Origin of the sequence: Halanaerobium saccharolyticum (genome assembly GCF_003053565.1) — a bacterium.
GTDB classification, from domain to species: Bacteria; Bacillota; Halanaerobiia; order Halanaerobiales; family Halanaerobiaceae; genus Halanaerobium; species Halanaerobium saccharolyticum_B.
This window is the reverse complement of the sequence record NZ_QAXS01000014.1, coordinates 16,088-36,624: the sequence shown is the minus strand read 5'-3', so window position 1 is coordinate 36,624 and position 20,537 is coordinate 16,088. Positions and strand designations below refer to the sequence as shown.

The following is a 20,537-nucleotide window of genomic DNA, read 5'->3' as shown; positions in this document are numbered from 1 at the left end:
ATTAATACCTAAATTAATATTGCTCTTAATGTCTCAAACTTATATTTCTAACAAAACGGAGGTAATCAAATTATGAAAAATGTTTTTAAAGATTTTAAAAAGGTAAAGTATGAAGGGCCGGAATCAGACAATCCAATGGCATTTAAGTATTACAACCCGGAGGAAAAAATTGCCGGCAAAACAATGGAGGAACACTTAAGATTTTCAATTGCTTACTGGCACACTTTTGCTGACACCGGTGAAGATCCATTTGGCGCAGGAACCAGAGTTTATCCCTGGGCAGACATTAGTGACCCACTAGAAAGAGCAAAGGCTAAAGTTGAAGGTGCCTTTACTTTTATGGATAAGCTGGGAGCTCCCTATTTCTGCTTCCACGATCGCGATGTTGCTCCTGAGGGAAAAACAGTTGCTGAAAGCTACAAAAACTTAGATACTATTGTTGATTTAATTGAAGAAAAGATGGATGAGACTGGAATTAAGCTGCTCTGGGGAACAGCAAATATGTTTACCAATCCCCGTTTTATGAATGGTGCCTCTACTTCTCCTAATGCAGATGTATTTGCTTTTGCTGCTGCTCAAGTTAAAAAGGCAATGGAAGCAACCAAAAGACTTGGCGGACAAAACTATGTATTCTGGGGCGGCCGCGAAGGTTACGAAACTCTGCTCAATACAAATATGGCTTTAGAGCAGGATAACCTGGCTCGCTTCTTAGAAATGGCAGTAGATTATAAAGAGAAAATTGGGTTTGATGGCCAGTTATTAATTGAACCAAAACCAAAAGAGCCTACCAAGCATCAGTATGACTTTGATGCAGCTAATGTAATTGCTTTCTTAAGAAAATATAACTTAGATGATCACTTTAAAGTTAATCTCGAGGCAAACCACGCAACCTTAGCCGGTCATACTTTTGAGCATGAGCTTCACTATGCCAGAATTAATGATATGCTCGGTAGTGTTGATGCCAACCAGGGAGATTTATTACTCGGCTGGGATACAGATCAGTTCCCAACTAATATTTATACAACAACTCTGGCTATGTATGAGATTCTTAAAAACAATGGTCTCGGTAAAGGTGGCTTAAACTTCGATGCCAAAGTTCGCCGTCCGTCCTTTAAAATGAAAGATCTATTCTACGGTCACATTGCAGGAATGGATGCTTTTGCTAAAGGTCTAAAGATTGCTAATAAACTATTAGAAGATAGAGTCTTAGAAGATTTTGTAGCTGAAAGATATGCAAGCTATGAAAGTGGAATTGGTAAGAAAATTGTCAATAAAGAAGTTGGCCTGGAAGAATTAGCAGAATATGCTATAGAACTTGGTGAAGTTGAAAACTCTTCCGGACATCAGGAAATGCTGGAAGCAAGATTAAATCAGTATATTTTAAATAATTAAGTATAAAATTTTACCTGCTAAAAGCTGAGTGGGCGGTTAAATTATCGCCCACTCAAATAAAAAAAGTTTCACAAACTTGAGCTAAGATTCAAAAAATTTAAAAAAACAAGAAAAATTTATCATTTCCTATTGAAATCAGACAATATTTTTAGTATAATTAAATAAACCGGTTTCGAAGGAAGTGACAAAATGGTAACAATCAATGATATAGCCAAAAAAGCAAAAGTATCAAAATCAACAGTTTCTAAAGTAATCAATAATTATGCAGGTGTTGGTGATGATACCAAAGAAAAGGTATTAAAAATTATGAAAGAAAATAACTACTGGCCTAATTCCGTAGCCAGAAGTCTTTCAACCAAAAAATCCTATACAATTGGTATTTTTGGTCCTCAAATTTTAAATAACTTCTTTTTTAGAGAAGTTTTTGAAGGAATCGAAGCTGTTATGGGAGATAAAGGTTATGATCTCCTGTACTTTACCAATAAGCAGTGGGATGAATCCTGGGTTGACTACAGCTACAAAGAGAAGTGTGAAAACAGAAATGTTGATGGAGTTATCATGATGGGTTATGGAAAGGTTAATATAGCTCAGTTTGACAGGCTTTTAAAGTCTGAGATACCTTCTGTATTTATTGATTTAGATCTTGTTGGATCTAACACTTCTTATGTGACTTCTGATAATACCGGTGGAGCCCGCAAAGCTGTAGAATATTTAGCAAAATTAGGGCACAAAAAGATAGCAATGATCAGAGGTCTTAATGGTTTCAAAGTTTCTACAGATAGATTTGTTGGTTTTCAGCAGTCTATAAAAGCTCTAAACCTCCCTTATAATTCCAAGTGGATGTTTGACGGTGATTATAGTATGGAAACCGGCTATCAGTCAATGAAGAAAATTCTCCGCTTAGAAGAACAGCCGACAGCAATATTTGCCGAAGATTTGATTGCAATTGGTGCTATTAAAGCAATCCGGGAGGCAGGTTTGAATGTCCCCGAAGATTATTCAGTTATCGGCTTTGATAGTATTGAAGTGGGAAGACATTACCATCTGACTACCATTGCTCAGGATCAGATTGGACTGGGTGAGGCAGCATCAAAGCTGCTTTTAAATATCATAGATCAGAAATCATTTTCGCCGATTATTTTACCTACCAGATTAATTATTGGAGAAACCTGCAGAGAAATTTAATAATTTTTTATGATAACTTAAACCGGTTTCTAAAGAAAAACCAAGTTTATTTTTTTAATTTTCAAATTTTAAACCGGTTTCTAAAATTATAAAGGAGGGGATTGTTTGGGAGAAAAAGGAGCTTTTTATTCAGACGAGTATCAGAACTTGCTGAAAAAATATGGTTATTCCGAGAAGGAGATAGAAGCAAAAATTGAAAAGACCTGGGAATCTCTATTTTTCGACCAGGACTTAAAGTTTTATCATCAAACTGAAGATCAGATGGCCTATATTACTGATACTGGGAATAATGATGTTCGAACTGAAGGAATGTCTTATGGAATGATGGCAGCCGTTCAACTTGATCAAAAAGAAGTTTTTGACAGGCTCTGGCGCTGGACCAAAAAATATATGTATCATCCTGCAGGAAAATATAAAGGTTATTTTGCCTGGTCCTGTGACCGTAAAGGGAATAAAAATTTTGATGGACCTGCTCCAGATGGAGAAGAGTATTTTGCAATGGCTTTACTTTTAGCTTCCAGAAGATGGGGAGACGGTAAAGACCCTTTAAATTATTCCAAGCAGGCAAAAGAAATTTTAGCTGAAGTTGTCCATAAAGGAGAAAATTCTCCTGGGGATCCAATGTGGAACCCCGACAATTATTTAATTAAATTTGTTCCAGAAGTTGAGTTTTCAGATCCTTCCTATCATTTGCCTCATTTTTATGAACTCTTTGCCCGCTGGGGAAATGAAAAAGATCAGGATTTTTGGCTTAAAGCTGCAGCGGCGAGCCGCAAATATTTGCAGCAGTCCTGTCATCCTGAAACCGGTTTATCAGCAGAATATGCTGAATATGACGGCAGCCCTCGTTTTGAAGAGGGACATGGAGATTTTTACAGTGATGCCTACCGGGTAGCTTTTAATATTGGAGTTGATTCAGTCTGGTTTAATAAAGATCCCTGGCAGCAGGAAGAAGCTTATAAATTACAGAAATTTTTTGCTGATAAAGATGAATATACAAAATACTCAATTGACGGACAGGAATTAGAAAAACCTGATTATTTACATTATCTTGGGCTTAAAGCTGCCAATGCAGCAGCATCACTGGCTGGAGAAAATGAATATACAGAAAAGTATCTAAAAGATTTTTGGGAAGCCGAGCTGAGAAAAGATGAGCGCCGCTATTATGACAATTTCCTTTATTTATTTGCTTTACTAGTTTTAAGCGGCAATTTTAGAATTTATTAGTCTAAATGATTCTTAATTTTCGGATAAAATTCATTCAATTTTATCAAATATACATCAAAATTATAAGGAGGGTTTATTTTGAAGAAAGGTTTAAGTATTTTAATTTTAATGTTGGTTCTGTCTCTAGCTTCTACAGCAGTAACAGCAGCCCAGGATGATTTAAAGGAATTCGATGTTTTCATTTCTGTTTCCTTACCTGATTATTCCGGCTCCTCAATTGTTGGTGACATTATTCAGGAAGAAACTGGTGTTAAGCTGAACAGAGAATATCTTGTTGGAGATTTAGAGCAGAAAGTTGGTTTAATGATTGCCAGTCAGGATTATCCTGATATGCTGGTAGCAGCTCATTTTACTGACAAATTTGTGGAAGCAGGTGCTTTAATTCCCCTGAATGATTTAATTGATGAACATGCTCCAAACATCAAAAAATATTATTCAAATCACCTGGAATCTCTGAAAAAAGATGATGGTAATATTTATTACCTGCCGCAGTTAGCTATTCCTTTTGAGCCTGCTGAAAGAAGATATCCAGCAGTAGGATTTTTCATTAACAAAAGAGTACTGGAAGCAAATGATTACCCTGTAATTAAATCATTTGATCAGTATTTTGAGTTAATTGAGAACTATCAAAAAGAAAATCCTGAGTATAATGGACAAAGCACAATCGGATATACTACACTATTTGATGGTTGGAGAAGATTCGCAACTACCAATGGTCCTATGCACTTAATGGGTTATCCAAATGAAGGTGGATTTGTACCTGTTAAAGAGGGCGGCGAATATGTAGTAAGACCATATTATGGAAGTAATACTGAGAAATATTACTATGAAAAATTAAATGAAATGTACAATAAAGGTGTTGTAGACCAGGAAGCATTTGTTTCTAACTTTGACCAGTATTTAGAAAAGTTAAGCTCTGGCCGAGTTTTAGGAACACATAACCAGTACTGGCAGCTGCAGCAGGCTCAGGAAGTTCTAATTGATGAGCACCCTGACAGTATTATGGTTCCTTTCCCTGTAACTTATGATCCAATTGTTGAAGAACATGTAAGAGATAAGCCATATGTTCAAACTACTCAGGGTATGGGAATTACAACTGCCTGTGAAGATCCAGTAGCAGCAATTAAGTACTTAGATTATCTGGTTAAGGAAGAAACTCAGCACTTACTGCAGTGGGGTATTGAAGGTGAGCACTACCATGTAGATGAAGATGGTATGTACTATCGTACAGAAGAACAGTTAGCAATGTTCCAGGATCCATCCTGGGTTAGAGATGAATTTGGTCGTCATTATTTCTATAATGCCTTCCCAAGTTTAACCGGTCTTGACTCTAATGGTAACAGTTACATGCCCAGCAGACAGCCAAGTGCTATTTATGCAAATAGTTCAGCTGCAGAAAAGGAAGTAATGGATGCTTATGGTGTTAAATCATTTACAGGTTTATACAACCAGCCATTTGAAGACAGAAAATACTTCCCACTCTGGACAATAACCTTACCAACTAACTCTGAAGCACAGATCGAGTCTACAAGAATGACTGATGCTTTAGTACAGCATATTCCTACTCTGGTAATGGATTCAACAGAGAAGTTCGAAGCTAACTGGGATTCTTATACTGAACAGATTAATGGCTTAATGGATGCTCAAATTGAAGCATATCAAAAGCAGATTGACTGGAGAATGGAAAACTGGTAAAAATCAGTTAACACTTTTATCATTATTGATAGGGGCGGGAAGCATGGCTTCCTGCTCCTAAATAAAATTTTTCTTATTTTTTGTATTAATATTTAAAATTCCAAAGGAGGAATATTTGTGAAAAACACTGGCGACACTTTCTGGCAGAAACTCTGGAAGCAGAAAGCCTTAGTTTTAATGTCACTTCCATTTATAATTTATGTTATTATATTTAAATATGTTCCCTTGTGGGGCTGGTTAATGGCTTTTCAAAATTACTGGCCTGGAAATTCATTTTTTGAGCAGACCTGGGTTGGCTTAGAAAATTTCAGACTGCTCTTATCAGATCCGGTATTTTTTGAGGTCTTAAGAAACACCTTGGCCATGAGTATTATTAAATTATTATCAGGTATGTTTTTTTCAATTATACTTGCCCTGGCCTTAAATGAAGTGCGCTTTGCTAAATTTAAAAAAATCACTCAGACAATATCTTATCTGCCTCACTTTATTTCCTGGGTTGTAGGAGCTAACCTGGTAATGAATGCTCTTTCAACTGATGGTGGAATTGTAAATGATGTTTTATTAAGTATAGGAATTATAGATTCTCCGATTATGTTTATGGGAATCCCTAAACTTTTCTGGTGGATAGTTGGGGCCTCTCATGTCTGGAAAACAGTTGGGTTTGGTGCGATTTTATATCTGGCCTCAATAGTTTCGATTAGTCCCAGTTTATACGAGGCTGCAGTTATTGACGGTGCTAGTAGATTACAGAGAATACGATATATTACTTTACCGGCTTTAAAACCTGTTATTATAATTTTATTGATTATTAATGTTGGTAGATTAATGAATATGGGCTTTGAGCAGATATATCTATTAAGTAATGGTCGAGTAATTGAATATTCGAGGATTTTTAGAATCTTTGAGCTTGATTATGGACTCAAGATGATGCGATATTCTTTTGCCACTACGGCGGGTATATTTAGAAGTTTAGTCAGTATTGTTTTAGTCTTTAGTGCCAATCAAATAGCTAAAATGATGGGAGAAGAAAGATTAATTTAAAAAGGAGGAATAGATTCTTATGCTCAGAGCAAAAAAAAGAGGCTGGGATGATATTTTATTAGATATATTTGTTTATACATTTTTGATAGCTTTGATTATTGTAACCCTGTATCCGTTTTTAAATACATTTGCAATTTCTCTTAATGAAGGTAGAGACAGTATCAAAGGTGGGATTTATCTCTGGCCGCGTGAATTTACAACTTTTAATTATGAATCATTATTGACTGATCCTCAGATTTTCCATGCAGCAGGAGTTTCAATTGCAAGAACTGTTTTGACAACAGTTTTCGGAACTTTTTTAACCGCAATGCTGGCTTATGTAATCAGTCGTAAGGATTTTGTCTTAAGGAAATTTATCACCTTTATTTATGTCTTAACAATGTATGTTCAAGGTGGTTTGATACCAACTTACTTCCTTTACCAGCGCCTTGGATTAACCAATAACTTCTGGGTTTATGTACTGCCTGGACTGGTAGCAGCCTTTAACTTAATTATTGTTAGAACATATATCAATGGTTTACCAGAAAGTTTAATAGAATCAGCTAAAATTGATGGAGCTTCAGAGTTTACTATTTTCTTAAAAATTATTATGCCTTTAAGTAAACCTGTGCTGGCAACAATTGCAATTTTTACAGCAGTTTATCACTGGAGTGCCTGGTGGGATGTTTTTCTCTATAACTCATCCAATCCAGCCCTTTCAACCCTGCAGTATGAGTTAATGAAAGTATTAGCGAGTGCCAATTCAATGTCTGGCTCAATGCAGCAGGCTTTATCAAACTCAGCTCAAGCCGCCCAGATTACCCCACGGGCAATTAGAGCTACCATGACTATTATTGTTACTGTTCCAATAGCCGTAGTTTATCCATTTCTACAGCGGTACTTTGTTCATGGCTTAACCCTTGGTGGAGTCAAAGAGTAATAACTGCTTAAAGTTCAATATTTTCTTAACAACTTAAGAGAAAGCTTATAAGGGATATTTTAAAAATAATCTTTTAGGAGTTTTCTCTTTTTATATATAAAAATAGTGCGAAGATTATGTTAAGAAAGAATTTTAATTAAATAGGGGGAGTATAATGATTTTACAAAAGAAAAGTACAGTAAACATGATTTTATTAACAGCTTTAATAGTTATTTTTGCTACATTTTTTTCGGCTTCAGTAGCTGCCGAAGTAGTCTATCAAACTGATTTTGAAGATGGCGCTGGTAACTGGCAGCCCCGAGGTGAGGGTGTTGAGCTAGAAGTTGTTGATTCAACAGCAGTCAGTGGCAGCCAGAGTCTGCTGATTAAAGGCAGATCTCAAAATTGGAATGGACCCAGTCTGAATATTGATGAATTTGTTGAAGGAAACAAAGAATATAATTTTTCAATGATGGTTAAACTTGTGGAAGGTTCTGAGAACTCAACAATTACTTTAAGTACAGAAAATAATAAGGATGGCAGCAATTCCTGGGATAATGTTACCAGTGTTGAAGCTTCTGCCTCTGATTGGGTTGAACTGAATGGAAATTATACTATTAATTCCGGTATGGACAGAATTACCCTGTATGCGGAATCAGCTAATGCCGAATTAGAATTTTTAATTGACGATCTTGTTATTAAAAAGGAAGGTGAAATCGTGCAGAAAATGGAAGCAGATATTCCTTCTCTAAAAGCGGCTTATGCAGATCATTTTAAGATTGGAGCAGCCATTGAGCCCTATCAGCTAGAAGGAGAACATGGCAAAATTTTAAAAAAGCATTTTAACAGTCTAACTGCAGAAAATGTAATGAAACCAGAGACAGTTCAGCCAGAAGAAGGCGAATTTAATTTTACTGGTGGGGATAAGATTCGTGAATTTACTAAAGAAAATGAGATGGTAATGCGAGGTCATACCTTAGTCTGGCACAGTCAGGTTCCCGACTGGTTTTTTGAAGATGAAGAGGGAGAATTAGTTTCTAAGGAAGTTCTCTTAGATAGAATGAGAAAGCATATTGAAAAAACAATGGAGCATTATAAGGGTGATATCGATAGCTGGGATGTTGTAAATGAAGCGATTGATCCTGCTTCAACTGAAACCAATGGACTCAGAAATAGTAAGTGGTATCAAATAGCGGGAATTGATTATATTAAAGAAGCCTTCATCCATGCTAATAAAATTGACCCGGAGGCAAAACTATATATCAATGATTACAGTCTTTTATCAGATCCGGCTAAAAGAGATATTATGTACAGAGTTGTTAAAGAGCTGCTGGCAGAAGATATTCCGGTTGATGGAATTGGAATGCAGGGCCACATTAATATTGAATCACCTTCAATTGCTGCAATGGAGAAGACTTTAGACAAATTTGCTTCTCTGGGAGTGGATCTCCAGATAACTGAGCTAGACCTAAGTGTCTATACAAATAATAGTCAGAGTTATGACAGCTTTAGTGAGGAGCTAGCTGTTAAGCAGGGACACCGCTACCGTGAGATTTTTAATCTCTTTAAACAGTATTCTGATTCAATTACTAATGTTACTCTCTGGGGAATTGCAGATGACCACACCTGGTTAACAGGTTTCCCGGTAGAAAGAAATAACTGGCCGCTTTTATTTGACCAGTCATTAAAAGCCAAACCAGCTTTCTGGGGAGTTGTTAATCCAGATAGACTACCTGTAATCACCAAAGAATTCGATATTTCTCAAGGAAGCCCAGAGATTGATGCTGAAAGTGATTTGATCTGGCAGAATAGCGGAGACACTTTGGATTTAGAAGAAAATGAATATCTTGGTGGAGAAGTTAAGTTGAGCTGGGATGAAAACAATATTTATCTTTATGCTCAGATTGAAGATGAGAGTAAAAATGCTGAAGATGCTCTAGAAATATTTGTAGATGAAGCAAATGCAAAAACTGCTGATTCTGAAGCAATAAAACATTACCAGATTAAAAGAAGTGGAGAATCCAATTTAAAAACTGCAGCAGTAGAAAAAGATAATTCGTATTTGATTGAAGCAGTTATACCGGTAGAAAGTCGGAATTTAAAGGTTGGAGATCAAGTTGGATTTGATCTTAAAATTAATGATGCAGAATCTGAAACCTCTATTATCTGGAATGACTTTACTAAAAAGCAGACTGAAAGTGCAGAGAATTATGGGACTTTAAATTTAAAAGAAGAACCAGTAATTACAGAAGCAGTTTACGGTCAAGCAGAAATTGATGCGGAAATGGATGAGAGCTGGGAGAAGGCCAATACAATCAAAACGGAGAAAATAATTTCCGGTGAAAATCCAGCTACTGCTGAAGTTAAGACTATGTGGGATGAAAATACTTTATACATCTTTGCAGAAGTAAAAGATTCAGCGCTCAGCCTGGCTGGTGAGCAGGTACACGAAGAGGATTCTGTTGAGATATTTGTCGACGAAAATAATGATAAAAGTACTGAATATCAGTCAGATGATACTCAGTATAGAATTAACTATTTAAATCAGCAGTCATTTAACCCAGAGCGAGAAGGCCTGAAAACAGCTACCCGAGTAACTGAAACCGGCTATATTGTCGAAGCTGCTGTTCCTTTTGTGGAAATCACTGCCGAAGAAGGTCAAATTATCGGTTTTGATTTTCAGGTAAATGATGACGGAAATGGTGATGGCACTAGAGATGGAGTAGCTATCTGGAATGATCAGAGTGGAGAAGGCTGGAGAAATATGTCCGGTCTTGGAAATCTGAAATTTGTAAAGTAAAATAAATATGATTATGTTCATTAATTCACTTGTACCTGGTTCAAAAACACCTTTTTGAACCAGGTACAAACATATAATATAATAGATGTAAAAGGAGGGACTTCAGCATGAAAAAAGTTCAGCTAGGAAAGACAGGATTTCAGGTCAGTCAGATGGGATTAGGCTGTTTATACTTTGGCGCCCGAGACAGCAAGGAGAAATCCTTTAGAAGAATGGATCAGTATCTTGCTGCTGGAGGAAACTTTTTGGACACCGCCAATATGTATTCTCACTGGATAAGTGATCAGACTCAGGGTGGAGAAAGTGAAAAAATGATCGGTAAATGGCTTAAGGAAAGAAATAACCGTTCTGAGGTAATCATTGCTTCTAAAGTTGGTTTTCCCTATCCCGGCACCGAATATGGGTGCAGTAAAAAGCAGATCAAAGAAGAATTTCATAAAAGTTTAGAAAGACTGGGTACTGATTATATTGACTTATATTATGCTCATACTGATGATTTTAATACGCCAATGGAAGAAACACTGGAAGCCTTTAATGAATTGATTACAGAGGGTAAAGTTAGAGCAATTGGTGCCAGTAATTTTAAAGCCTGGAGGCTGGAACGGGCACGACAGATTGCCATCAGAAATAACTGGCAAAGCTACAGTGCAGTTCAGCAGCGCTATTCTTATTTAAGGCCCAAAAGCGGCTGGGGTTTTGGGGATCAGGTGGCAGCAAACCAGGATTTATTTGAATTTGTAGAAAATACCGGTATTTCTTTAGTAGCCTATTCTCCCCTGCTTCAGGGTGCTTATACAAACCCGAATAAAGAATTTAAAGATCAGTATCAGGGTCCGGATACAGATAAAAGGCTGGCAGTTTTAGATGAAATTGCTGCCGAAACAGGAGCAACCCGCAATCAGCTTGTCTATTACTGGTTGATGAATAGAAAGCCAAATGCTATTCCCCTGATTGCAGCAACTACAGATGAGCAGTTTAAAGAAGCTCTAGGCAGCCTGGAACTTGAATTAAGTGAAGATATGTTAAGAGCAATGACTGAAGCAAAATTTTAATAAAGATTGAATCAGGCAGGATAGTTTCCTATTCTGCTCTTAATACATAAACTTAAGGAGTATAAATAGATGCAGAATATAAATTTAAAATTACCTTCTTTAATTAATGATGGTATGGTCTTACAGCATAATAAAGAAATTAAAATCTGGGGCTGGACTCTGCCTCAAGAGGAAGTTAAAGTTATTTTTAAGGAAGAAGAATATCTGACAGCAGCCAATACTGAGGGGGAATGGTCTCTGTTTTTACCGGTTCAAAAAGCTGGTGGCCCTTTTGAAATGAAAATTATTACTGCTGCAGAAGAAATTACCGTCAGTGATATTTTAATCGGCGAAGTCTGGCTCTGTTCAGGACAGTCAAATATGGAACTACCGATGCAGCGGGTTAAAGATCGCTATGCTGAGGAAATAAAAGCGGCAGGAAATGATCAAATTAGAGAGTTTAAATTACCAATCACCTATAATTTTAAAGAAGAAAACAAAGATATTAAGGGAGCCAGTTGGAAAAAAGTTTCTCAGAACACTATCAATGATTTTTCAGCTTTAGCTTATTTCTTTGCCAAAAAATTAAATAAAAAATATGAAGTTCCTGTGGGCATTTTAAATGCAAGTGTAGGTGGTTCACCTGTTGAAGCCTGGATGAGCAGAAGCTCACTGGCAGAATATCCGGAATATTTAAAAGTGGCAGCTGAATTTGCTCAGCCGGAAAAGATTAAAGCAGCTGAAGCACATAATCTTGAAGTTAATAAAGAATGGGCAAAAAGAGTTTATGAAAATGATCGGGGCTTAAATAACAAGCCACACTATTTTGACCCAGCTTATAATGACTCTGACTGGCAGACAGTTAGGATTCCAACTAAATTTGACCGGCTCAACTTTGCCAACAAAAATGGTGTTGTCTGGTTTAGAAAAGAAATTGAATTGACTAAAGCTGAGGCAGAAAATGAAGCTCGACTCTGGCTGGGGAGGATTGTAGATGCAGATACAGCCTATGTTAATGGTAAAAGAGTAGGAGCAGTAACCTACAAATATCCCCCCCGTAAATATAAGCTGAAAAAAGGGATTTTAAAGGCGGGCAAGAATTTAATAGCAGTCAGAGTTGTTGTTAATGACGGTCAGGGAGAATTTGTAGCTGATAAACCATATAAGCTCTTCCTCGGAGAAAATGAAATTGATCTGAAGGGCGAATGGAAATATAAAGTTGCTGCTGTGATTAAAGAAGATAAAAATGAAGAGATTTTTATTCAGTGGCAGCCTACCGGTTTATTTAATGCAATGATTGCTCCACTGCTTAATTATAAGATAAAAGGAGTCTGCTGGTATCAGGGTGAATCGAATACCGGCCGGGAAGAGGAATATAAAGACTTATTTACTAAAATGATCAAACTCTGGCGCCATAGATTTAACCAGGCTAAGTTTCCCTTTATCTATGCTCAACTGCCAAACTTTGAGCCACCTGAGGAAAATGAAAGAGAAATCTGGGCAGCTTTCCGTAATGCACAGCGTGATGCTTTAAAGCTTGAAAATACCGCAATGACTGTTAACCTTGACTTAGGAGAGTGGAATGATCTTCATCCTCTAAATAAAAAAGATGTGGCTCACAGATTTTATTTAGCAGCCCGCAAACTGGCCTATGGAGAAGATGTGGTCTACAGTGGTCCGGAATTAAAAAAGTTAACTAAAAAAGAGAGCCAATTAATTTTGGAATTCAATAATCTTGCTGGAGGCTTAAAAGTTAAAGGTGAGCAGTTAAAGGGCTTTGAACTGGCAGCAGCAGATGAAAAATTTAAAACAGTAAAAGCAAAATTAAATAATAATCAGGTTATTATCGATACTAAAGAAGTAGAGCACCCTAAATATCTCCGCTATGCCTGGAAGGATAATCCCAGCGAAGCCAATTTATATAATCAGCTTGATTTGCCAGCAGGCACTTTTTTAGAAAAGCTGTAAAAATATTTGTTAATTGTTTGACAATTCTAAACTGGTATGTTAGTATTATTAATATACTGATTGGCGGTGAGTTTATGAATTTAGCTAAACATGATGAATACAAAAATTTGAATATGAAAGATTATGTCTATAATGTTTTAAAGGAAAATATTATGAACCTTTCTTTGAAGCCTGGAACACCTCTGCGCAAAAAAGAGATAGCAAAGGAGTTTGGAGTCAGCCGGACTCCAATTCGGGAAGCATTTGTAAAGTTAAAAGAAGAAGGTTTAATTGATGTTTATCCTCAGAAAGGTACTTTTGTCTCATATATAGATTTAGACAAGGTACAGGAAGCAAAGTTTATGCGGGAAGCTCTAGAAATCAAAATAGTTGAACTTGCCTGTGATATTTTCCCAGAGGAAAAAATGTTTGATTTAGAAGCAAATTTACAGATTCAAAAGGTAAGTTTAAAACAAAATAATTATCAAAAACTTTTTGAATACGATAATGAGTTTCACGAAATGCTTTTTGCAGGCTGTAATATGGCCAATATCTGGACAGCAATTGAACAGTTGAGTACCCATTTAAATAGGATGAGAATGCTCAGTTTATCAGCTGACTTTAACCGATCTGATGTTATTGGAGATCATCAGAAAATTATTAATGCAATTGAAAATAGAGATCCCAAAAAGGCAAAAAAGACAATGGAATCTCATATTAGCCGAATTCAGTTTGACCAGGAAAAATTGAAGAGAGATTATCCAGATTATTTTGTTTAGAGTAGATTTTAATTGTAAAACTGATATTTTTTATCGTTTACACTAACATGTTAGTATAATTAGAGTTACTAAAAACCGGGTACTAATAATTTTTTAGCTTTATAAAAACCGGTTTCTATAAAGTTTGTCTTATTTAATTATAACTTTATAACAGATGAAAATCCTAAACAGGAGGTGAAGAAAGTTATAATTCATTTTGATAGAAAAAAATTTAAATTTTAAAAAATATAAAATCTATAATAATAATCTTTAAAGATATAAGTCTATAAAATATAGGTAATATATTAACACTATGAGGGAGGAAAATAATGTTTAAATCAAAAAAGTTTGTTTTTTCACTAGTAGTTATGATTATTGCCTTAATGACTGTTGCAGCAGGTGCTGCAGAAATTCCAGAAAGCTGGTCTGAGCCAGAGACAGCTGCAGAAGCAGGAATCACCGAATTTAATCAATCTCCAATGCTTGATCAAAGAGTTGAGAACGGTGAACTACCACCTGTAGAAGAAAGACTGCCTGTACCAGAAGATCTGCAGGTACTTGAACCGGTTGAAGAAGTAGGTCAGTATGGTGGAAAGGTTGTTTCTACAGCTATTGGACCAAGTACTGAATCAGATGGGACAGTTATGCGACCCTGGATGTTCCAACTGGATAAATCAATGGCAAATGCTGTACCAGATATTGCAAAGAGTTTTGAGTTAACAAATGAAGCAAAAACTCTAACAATTAAACTGCGTGAAGGACTTAAATGGTCTGATGGCCATCCTTTTACCACAGAAGATATTATTTTCTGGTGGGAAGATGTTGCTATGCACGAAGAAGTTAATCACTGGACACAGTGGAACTGGAAAATGGACGGTGTTGCTCCAGAATTTACAGCTGTTGATGACTACACTTTAAGAATTGAATTTCCAAGATCCAACCCAACAATTGTTGATACTACCTTAACCTGGTGGAGAAGTCAGCAGAGTTTCTTCTTTTCTCCTAAGCACTATTTAAAGCAGTTCCATGCTGATTATAATCCTGAGGTAAAAGAAATAGCTGAAGAAGAAGGCTTTGGTAACTGGGTACAGTACTTTACTAATAAAATGGAAGTTGGACCAGTTCAGACAAATACAGAATTACCAACAATGGGTGCCTGGGTTTTAGAAGATATCAACTCATCCAGAAAACGATTTGTTCGTAATCCATATTATTACAAAGTTGATAGTGAAGGAAATCAGCTGCCATATGTTGATGAATGGGAAATAACAATTAAATCTGACGCTGAGGTTGCAAAAGTAGATGCCCTTCAGGGTAATGTTGATTTTGCAGCACGTATTTTAAGTCCAAGTGAATTCCCAATGTACAAGCAAAATGAAGAAGTTGGTAACTACACCACATATGCTTACAGTAATCCTGTTCAGGCTCAAATTGGTTTAACCTTTAATGTTAATCATCCTGAAGAGGCTAAAAGAGAAGTATATTCCAACAAAAAATTCAGACAGGCAATGTCAGTTGCACTTAATAGAAATGAAATTAATGAATTTGCCTATCGTGGTTTAGCCGAACCTGCACAGGCGACTGCAAAACCAGGTGCTTCTTACTTTAAAGAAGAATGGCTGGATCATTATGCACAGTATGATACAGAACTGGCAAAAAAATTATTAAACGAAATTGGTCTGGATGAAAAAGATGGTGAAGGATTTAGAGTTTTACCAAATGGTGAAACATTAATTATTGACTTAGAAATTCCTGCTCCCGGTTCTGTTGGTGGTACTGCCCAGCTTGGTCAGGTAGCAGAATTAGTTAAGGCTTACTGGGAAGATGTTGGAGTAAAAGTTAATTTAAAAACTCTATCACGTGAACTATATCAGCAGCGTGCTGATGCAGGAGATCATGATATTGGTGTCTGGCCGGTAAATGTAACTCGTGATATTAATGCATTTGGCTTTGATTCTGATGGAACACGTTATGCTACACAGTGGGCTCAGTGGGATACCTGGAGAATGTGGGATGAAACCGGACGCGAAGGTGAAGAACCACCAAAGGGTATGGAACCACCAGAACATGCTAAAGAACAGTTAAGAAGAATCCATGAATATTCATCTGCTCCAAGTCAGGAAGCAATGAATAAGATGCTCGGAGATATCTGGCAGTATTATATGGATCAGACTTATGTAATTGGTACTGTAGCTCGTCCAATGGCTCCTGCCATTGTAGCTGATACTCTGCACAATGTACCAGAAACTGCTCCTTATTCTAATGCAACAGGTGCATGGCAGATTACAAAACCAGAACAGTGGTTTACAACTAAGTAAGTAATTTTATAAAGCTGTACTGTGGTTTTAAAACTGCAGTACAGCTTTAAATAAAGGAGGTCATCTGATGTCTAAATTCATTATGCACAGATTATTATTTATGGTTGTCACCCTTGTAATTATTTCAATATTATCATTTATTATTATTCAGCTTCCCCCAGGTGATTATTTAACATCTTATATTACTCAGTTAAGATCAATGGGTACAGATGTTTCGGATGAACAGATAGAATATTTGCGGGAACAGTATGGTCTTGATGATCCGGTATATGTTCAATATTTTAAATGGATCGGTAACTTTTTAACAGGAGATATGGGCTTTTCTTTTTCCTGGAATCGTCCCGTTAATGAACTTGTTTGGGAGAGACTGGGATTAACCCTGGTAATTTCAATATCTTCACTTTTATTTACCTGGATAGTTGCCTTCCCAATCGGAATTTATACTGCATTAAGACAGAATTCGCTCAGTGATTACTTTTTTACTTTTTTAAGTTTTATTGGTGTAGCTACACCAAACTTTTTATTGGCCCTTGTTTTAATGTATGTTAGTTTTAAATATTTCGGGATTAATGTTGGTGGATTATTTTCTCCAGAATATGCTGATGCAGCCTGGGGAATAGGTAAAATTACAGATCTACTGCAGCATTTATGGATTCCGGTAGTGGTTGTCGGAACGGCAGGAACAGCTGGTCTAGTAAGAATTATGAGAGCTAACCTTTTAGATGAGCTTGGAAAACCATATGTTACTACTGCTAAGTCCAAAGGAATCCCAAATTATAAGGTTATTTTAAAGTATCCTGTTCGAATTGCTTTAAATCCATTTATTTCAACTTTAGGCTGGCAGTTACCAAAATTAATTTCAGGCTCAACAATTACTGCTGTTGTTTTAAGCCTGCCAACTACAGGTCCATTATTATTAGATGCTTTAAAAAGTCAGGATATGTATTTAGCCGGTAGTTTTATTATGCTCTTAAGTGTTTTAACAGTTATTGGTACATTTATTTCGGATATTTTATTAGCTCTGGTAGATCCCAGAATTAGATATGTTTAGGAGGTGTGAGTAAATGGCAAAAGAAAATAACCAAAACGGAAATTATGAAGATGACATCTATGCTGCCTCACAAAAAGAATTAATCTGGATGCGTTTTAAAAAACATAAACTGGCAATGGCAGCAGGAATAGTACTTATTATAATGTATGCGCTGGCAATATTTGCACCTTTCTTTTCTGCTCAAGACCCACATCAGAGAAGAGTTTCCTACAAGGAGGCTCCACCTCATCAATTGCATTTTGAAGATGCAGAGGGTAATTTCAGTTTAAGGCCAATGATTTATCCTTACAACAAAGAAGTTGATATGGAGACTTTTGAAGATATTTATACAGAAGATGAATCAAAACCAACTCCGATAAAGTTTTTTGTGGAAGGTTTTGAGTACGAAGTTCTCGGTCTTTTTGAAACTGATATTCATCTTTTTGGTACAGGTGATGAAAACAGACCGGTCTTTATTTTTGGGGCTGATTCATTAGGAAGAGATTTATTTGCCAGAATTATTTATGGGGCTCGGATTTCACTTTCGATAGGTTTAATTGGTGTTGCTGTAAGTTTATTTTTAGGAATTTTAATTGGAGGAATTGGTGGCTATTTTGGTGGCAAAATTGATCTATTTATTCAGAGGATGATTGAGTTAGTAAGGTCTATTCCCCAGTTACCTCTCTGGATGGGTTTGAGTGCTGCTTTACCCTCAAGCTGGTCTGCAATTCAGGTCTATCTTGCGATTACAATAATTTTATCTTTAATGAGCTGGACAAGTCTGGCCCGAGTAGTAAGAGGAAGATTTTTATCATTGAGAGAAGAAGAATTTGTAATAGCTGCCCGTTTGATGGGGAGAAGTCCTTTAGAAATTATTTTTATTCACATGCTTCCTTCTTTTTTAAGTCATATTATTGCTTCGTTAACTCTTGCTATTCCAGGAATGATTTTAGGAGAAACAGCTTTAAGTTTCCTTGGTATTGGATTACAGGCTCCTGTTATTAGTTGGGGTGTTCTATTACAGAAAGCGCAGAATCTTTATACAATCGCAAATGCTCCCTGGTTAATGCTGCCCGGTTTATTTGTAATTATCACAGTTCTGGCATTTAACTTTTTAGGAGATGGTATCAGAGATGCAGCAGATCCATATTCTAAGTAAGGAAATTTTTATTGAAAGACAGGGTGAATATAATGGCAAATAATAATATATTGGAAGTTGAAAATTTAAATGTTCATTTTCATACGGATGAAGGAATTGTTCGCGCCTTAAATGGGGTTGATTTTAAAGTTGAAAGAGGAGAAGCGGTTGGAATAGTTGGAGAATCAGGCTGTGGAAAATCAGTTACTTCAACTTCGGTGATGCGTCTACTGCCAGGTGTGGGAGAAATTGCAGCTGGGACAATTAAATATTATGATAAAAATAAAAAACAGCATGATATAATTAATTTAAAAGCTGATGGAGAGCATATGCGCTCTATTAGAGGACCAGAAATGTCAATGATTTTTCAGGAGCCGATGACGGCTTTTAGTCCTGTTCATACAATCGGTAATCAGATTATAGAAAAACTGCTCTATCATGAAGATATAGATAAAGATGAGGCACGAAGAAAAGCCTTAGAATTATTAAAAAAAGTTGGTATTTCAAAACCAGAGCAGAGAATTGACGAATATCCATTTCAGTACAGTGGTGGAATGAGACAGAGAGCAATGATTGCAATGGGATTGGCCTGTGAGCCGCAGCTATTAATTGCTGATGAGCCAACAACAGCTTTAGATGTTACAATTCAGGCTCAGGTTCTAAAACTGATCAAAAAGATGCAGGCAGACTACAACCTTTCTCTAATTTTAATTACCCATGATTTAGGAGTAATAGCCCACATGGTTGATTATGTTAATGTTATGTATTTGGGAAGAGTTGTAGAATCAGGTCCTGTAGAAGAGATATTTGATAACCCTGCTCATCCCTATACTCAGGATTTATTAAAGTCTATTCCGAGGATGACTGGAAATGAAGGGAAACTTGCTTCTATTGAAGGGGCAGTTCCCGATGCTTATTCTCTACCAAAAGGATGTCCTTTTCATACCCGCTGTCGGAAAAAAATTGGAGAGGTTTGTGAAAGCGCTTATCCAGAGAGACAGGAAATATCAGCAGATCATTATGTAAATTGTTATCTGCATCAGGATTTAGGTGATAAATAATGGCAAAGTTAGCTGAAAATGAAATCTTAAAAGTTGATGGTTTAAAGAAATACTTTCCTATTACTCAAGGTTTTTTTAATAAACATGTTGGAGATGTAAAAGCTGTAAATGATATTAGTTTTACTTTAAATAAAGGTGAAACAATGGGATTGGTTGGAGAATCAGGCTGTGGAAAAACAACTGCCTCCCGTTCCATTTTAAGAGCAATTGATCCAACTGAAGGAGAAGTTCTTTTTAGAAGGAAAAATGGAAATGTTGTTGATTTAGCAGAGCTTGATTATAATAAGTTGAAAGATGTTAGAAGTGAGATTCAGATGATTTTTCAGGATCCATTTTCCTCTCTAAATCCCAGGATGTCTGTACTTGATATAATTGCCGAACCTCTGGTTGTTCAGGGCTGGCCAAAAGAGAAATATAAGGCACGAGTCGAAGAATTACTTGATCTGGTAGGACTGGATAAAAAATATATGACTCGTTATCCACATGCTTTTAGTGGTGGTCAAAGACAGAGAATTGGTATTGCCAGAGCCCTGGCTTTAGAACCGGAACTGGTTGTTGCTGATGAACCGGTATCTGCCCTTGATGTTTCAGTTCAGGCTCAGATTTTAAATCTATTAGATGATTTAAAAGAAAGAATGAATTTAACCTTATTAATGGTCGCACATGATCTCAGTGTAATACGCTATATCTGTGATAAAGTTGCTGTTATGTACCTTGGTAAGCTGGTTGAAATTGCAGATACAGAAGAGCTTTATACCAACCCCAAACATCCCTATACAGCTTCACTATTGACTGCTGTTCCGGAAGCAGATCCTCATGTGGAATGGCTGGGTGAAAATCTAAAAGGAGAAGTTCCCGATCCTTCAGCTGAGATAAAAGGCTGTAATTTTGCTTCTCGTTGTCCTTATGCCAAAGACATTTGCGAAAATAAGGAACCTGAATTAGTGAATATTGGAGATAACCACTGGGTTTCATGTCATAGGAAAGAAGAGATTGACTTGACAGGTGTAAAATAA

The 20,537-nt window shown here is 36.4% G+C and carries 15 protein-coding genes; all 15 read left to right on the top strand.

Annotation, left to right across the window (positions count from 1 at the left end; all coding sequences use genetic code 11):
• Nucleotides 1–72 precede the first annotated feature (72 nt).
• Nucleotides 73–1,392, top strand: a complete 1,320-nt coding sequence (xylA, locus tag C8C76_RS07165; protein ID WP_108140069.1) for a xylose isomerase — start codon at nt 73–75, stop codon at nt 1,390–1,392.
• Between the two features lie 189 nt (nt 1,393–1,581).
• Nucleotides 1,582–2,577, top strand: a complete 996-nt coding sequence (locus C8C76_RS07160) for a LacI family DNA-binding transcriptional regulator (protein WP_108140067.1) — start codon at nt 1,582–1,584, stop codon at nt 2,575–2,577.
• Nucleotides 2,578–2,682: 105 nt separating this feature from the next.
• Nucleotides 2,683–3,804: a glycosyl hydrolase family 8 gene (locus tag C8C76_RS07155; RefSeq protein ID WP_108140065.1), complete on the top strand. Its 1,122-nt coding sequence runs from the start codon at nt 2,683–2,685 to the stop codon at nt 3,802–3,804.
• 78 nt (nt 3,805–3,882) lie between these two features.
• A complete protein-coding gene (locus tag C8C76_RS07150; RefSeq protein ID WP_108140063.1) occupies nt 3,883–5,499 on the top strand; it encodes an extracellular solute-binding protein in 1,617 nt (538 codons plus the stop codon).
• A gap of 117 nt (nt 5,500–5,616) precedes the next feature.
• Nucleotides 5,617–6,540: an ABC transporter permease gene (locus C8C76_RS07145; RefSeq protein ID WP_219909373.1), complete on the top strand. Its 924-nt coding sequence runs from the start codon at nt 5,617–5,619 to the stop codon at nt 6,538–6,540.
• A 19-nt stretch (nt 6,541–6,559) separates the two neighbouring features.
• Nucleotides 6,560–7,459, top strand: coding sequence for a carbohydrate ABC transporter permease (locus C8C76_RS07140; protein ID WP_108140061.1), 900 nt, complete (start codon nt 6,560–6,562; stop codon nt 7,457–7,459).
• Nucleotides 7,460–7,613: 154 nt separating this feature from the next.
• Entirely contained in the window at nt 7,614–10,238 is a 2,625-nt protein-coding gene (locus C8C76_RS07135; protein WP_108140059.1) for an endo-1,4-beta-xylanase, read from the top strand.
• A 107-nt stretch (nt 10,239–10,345) separates the two neighbouring features.
• The gene (locus C8C76_RS07130) at nt 10,346–11,290 is read left to right on the top strand and encodes an aldo/keto reductase (protein ID WP_108140057.1); all 945 of its coding nucleotides are present in this window, start codon (nt 10,346–10,348) and stop codon (nt 11,288–11,290) included.
• A 69-nt stretch (nt 11,291–11,359) separates the two neighbouring features.
• Nucleotides 11,360–13,237, top strand: a complete 1,878-nt coding sequence (locus tag C8C76_RS07125; RefSeq protein WP_108140055.1) for a sialate O-acetylesterase — start codon at nt 11,360–11,362, stop codon at nt 13,235–13,237.
• Between the two features lie 74 nt (nt 13,238–13,311).
• Nucleotides 13,312–13,995 (top strand): GntR family transcriptional regulator, encoded by a 684-nt coding sequence (locus C8C76_RS07120; protein WP_108140053.1) that lies wholly within the window; start codon nt 13,312–13,314, stop codon nt 13,993–13,995.
• Between the two features lie 308 nt (nt 13,996–14,303).
• Nucleotides 14,304–16,292: an ABC transporter substrate-binding protein gene (locus tag C8C76_RS07115; protein WP_108140051.1), complete on the top strand. Its 1,989-nt coding sequence runs from the start codon at nt 14,304–14,306 to the stop codon at nt 16,290–16,292.
• 67 nt (nt 16,293–16,359) lie between these two features.
• The gene (locus C8C76_RS07110; RefSeq protein WP_108140049.1) at nt 16,360–17,343 is read left to right on the top strand and encodes an ABC transporter permease; all 984 of its coding nucleotides are present in this window, start codon (nt 16,360–16,362) and stop codon (nt 17,341–17,343) included.
• Nucleotides 17,344–17,356: 13 nt separating this feature from the next.
• Nucleotides 17,357–18,481 (top strand): ABC transporter permease, encoded by a 1,125-nt coding sequence (locus C8C76_RS07105; protein ID WP_108140047.1) that lies wholly within the window; start codon nt 17,357–17,359, stop codon nt 18,479–18,481.
• A 32-nt stretch (nt 18,482–18,513) separates the two neighbouring features.
• Entirely contained in the window at nt 18,514–19,521 is a 1,008-nt protein-coding gene (locus tag C8C76_RS07100) for an ABC transporter ATP-binding protein (RefSeq protein WP_108140045.1), read from the top strand.
• Nucleotides 19,521–20,537: an ABC transporter ATP-binding protein gene (locus C8C76_RS07095; RefSeq protein WP_108140043.1), complete on the top strand. Its 1,017-nt coding sequence runs from the start codon at nt 19,521–19,523 to the stop codon at nt 20,535–20,537. Before C8C76_RS07100 ends, C8C76_RS07095 begins: the two co-directional genes overlap by 1 nt.

Coding starts and splice junctions, on each gene's coding strand:
- xylA (WP_108140069.1), top strand. CDS start 73: ATGAAAAATGTTTTTAAAGATTTTAAAAAGGTAAAGTATGAAGGGCCG.
- C8C76_RS07160 (WP_108140067.1), top strand. CDS start 1,582: ATGGTAACAATCAATGATATAGCCAAAAAAGCAAAAGTATCAAAATCA.
- C8C76_RS07140 (WP_108140061.1), top strand. CDS start 6,560: ATGCTCAGAGCAAAAAAAAGAGGCTGGGATGATATTTTATTAGATATA.
- C8C76_RS07135 (WP_108140059.1), top strand. CDS start 7,614: ATGATTTTACAAAAGAAAAGTACAGTAAACATGATTTTATTAACAGCT.
- C8C76_RS07130 (WP_108140057.1), top strand. CDS start 10,346: ATGAAAAAAGTTCAGCTAGGAAAGACAGGATTTCAGGTCAGTCAGATG.
- C8C76_RS07125 (WP_108140055.1), top strand. CDS start 11,360: ATGCAGAATATAAATTTAAAATTACCTTCTTTAATTAATGATGGTATG.
- C8C76_RS07120 (WP_108140053.1), top strand. CDS start 13,312: ATGAATTTAGCTAAACATGATGAATACAAAAATTTGAATATGAAAGAT.
- C8C76_RS07115 (WP_108140051.1), top strand. CDS start 14,304: ATGTTTAAATCAAAAAAGTTTGTTTTTTCACTAGTAGTTATGATTATT.
- C8C76_RS07110 (WP_108140049.1), top strand. CDS start 16,360: ATGTCTAAATTCATTATGCACAGATTATTATTTATGGTTGTCACCCTT.
- C8C76_RS07105 (WP_108140047.1), top strand. CDS start 17,357: ATGGCAAAAGAAAATAACCAAAACGGAAATTATGAAGATGACATCTAT.
- C8C76_RS07100 (WP_108140045.1), top strand. CDS start 18,514: ATGGCAAATAATAATATATTGGAAGTTGAAAATTTAAATGTTCATTTT.
- C8C76_RS07095 (WP_108140043.1), top strand. CDS start 19,521: ATGGCAAAGTTAGCTGAAAATGAAATCTTAAAAGTTGATGGTTTAAAG.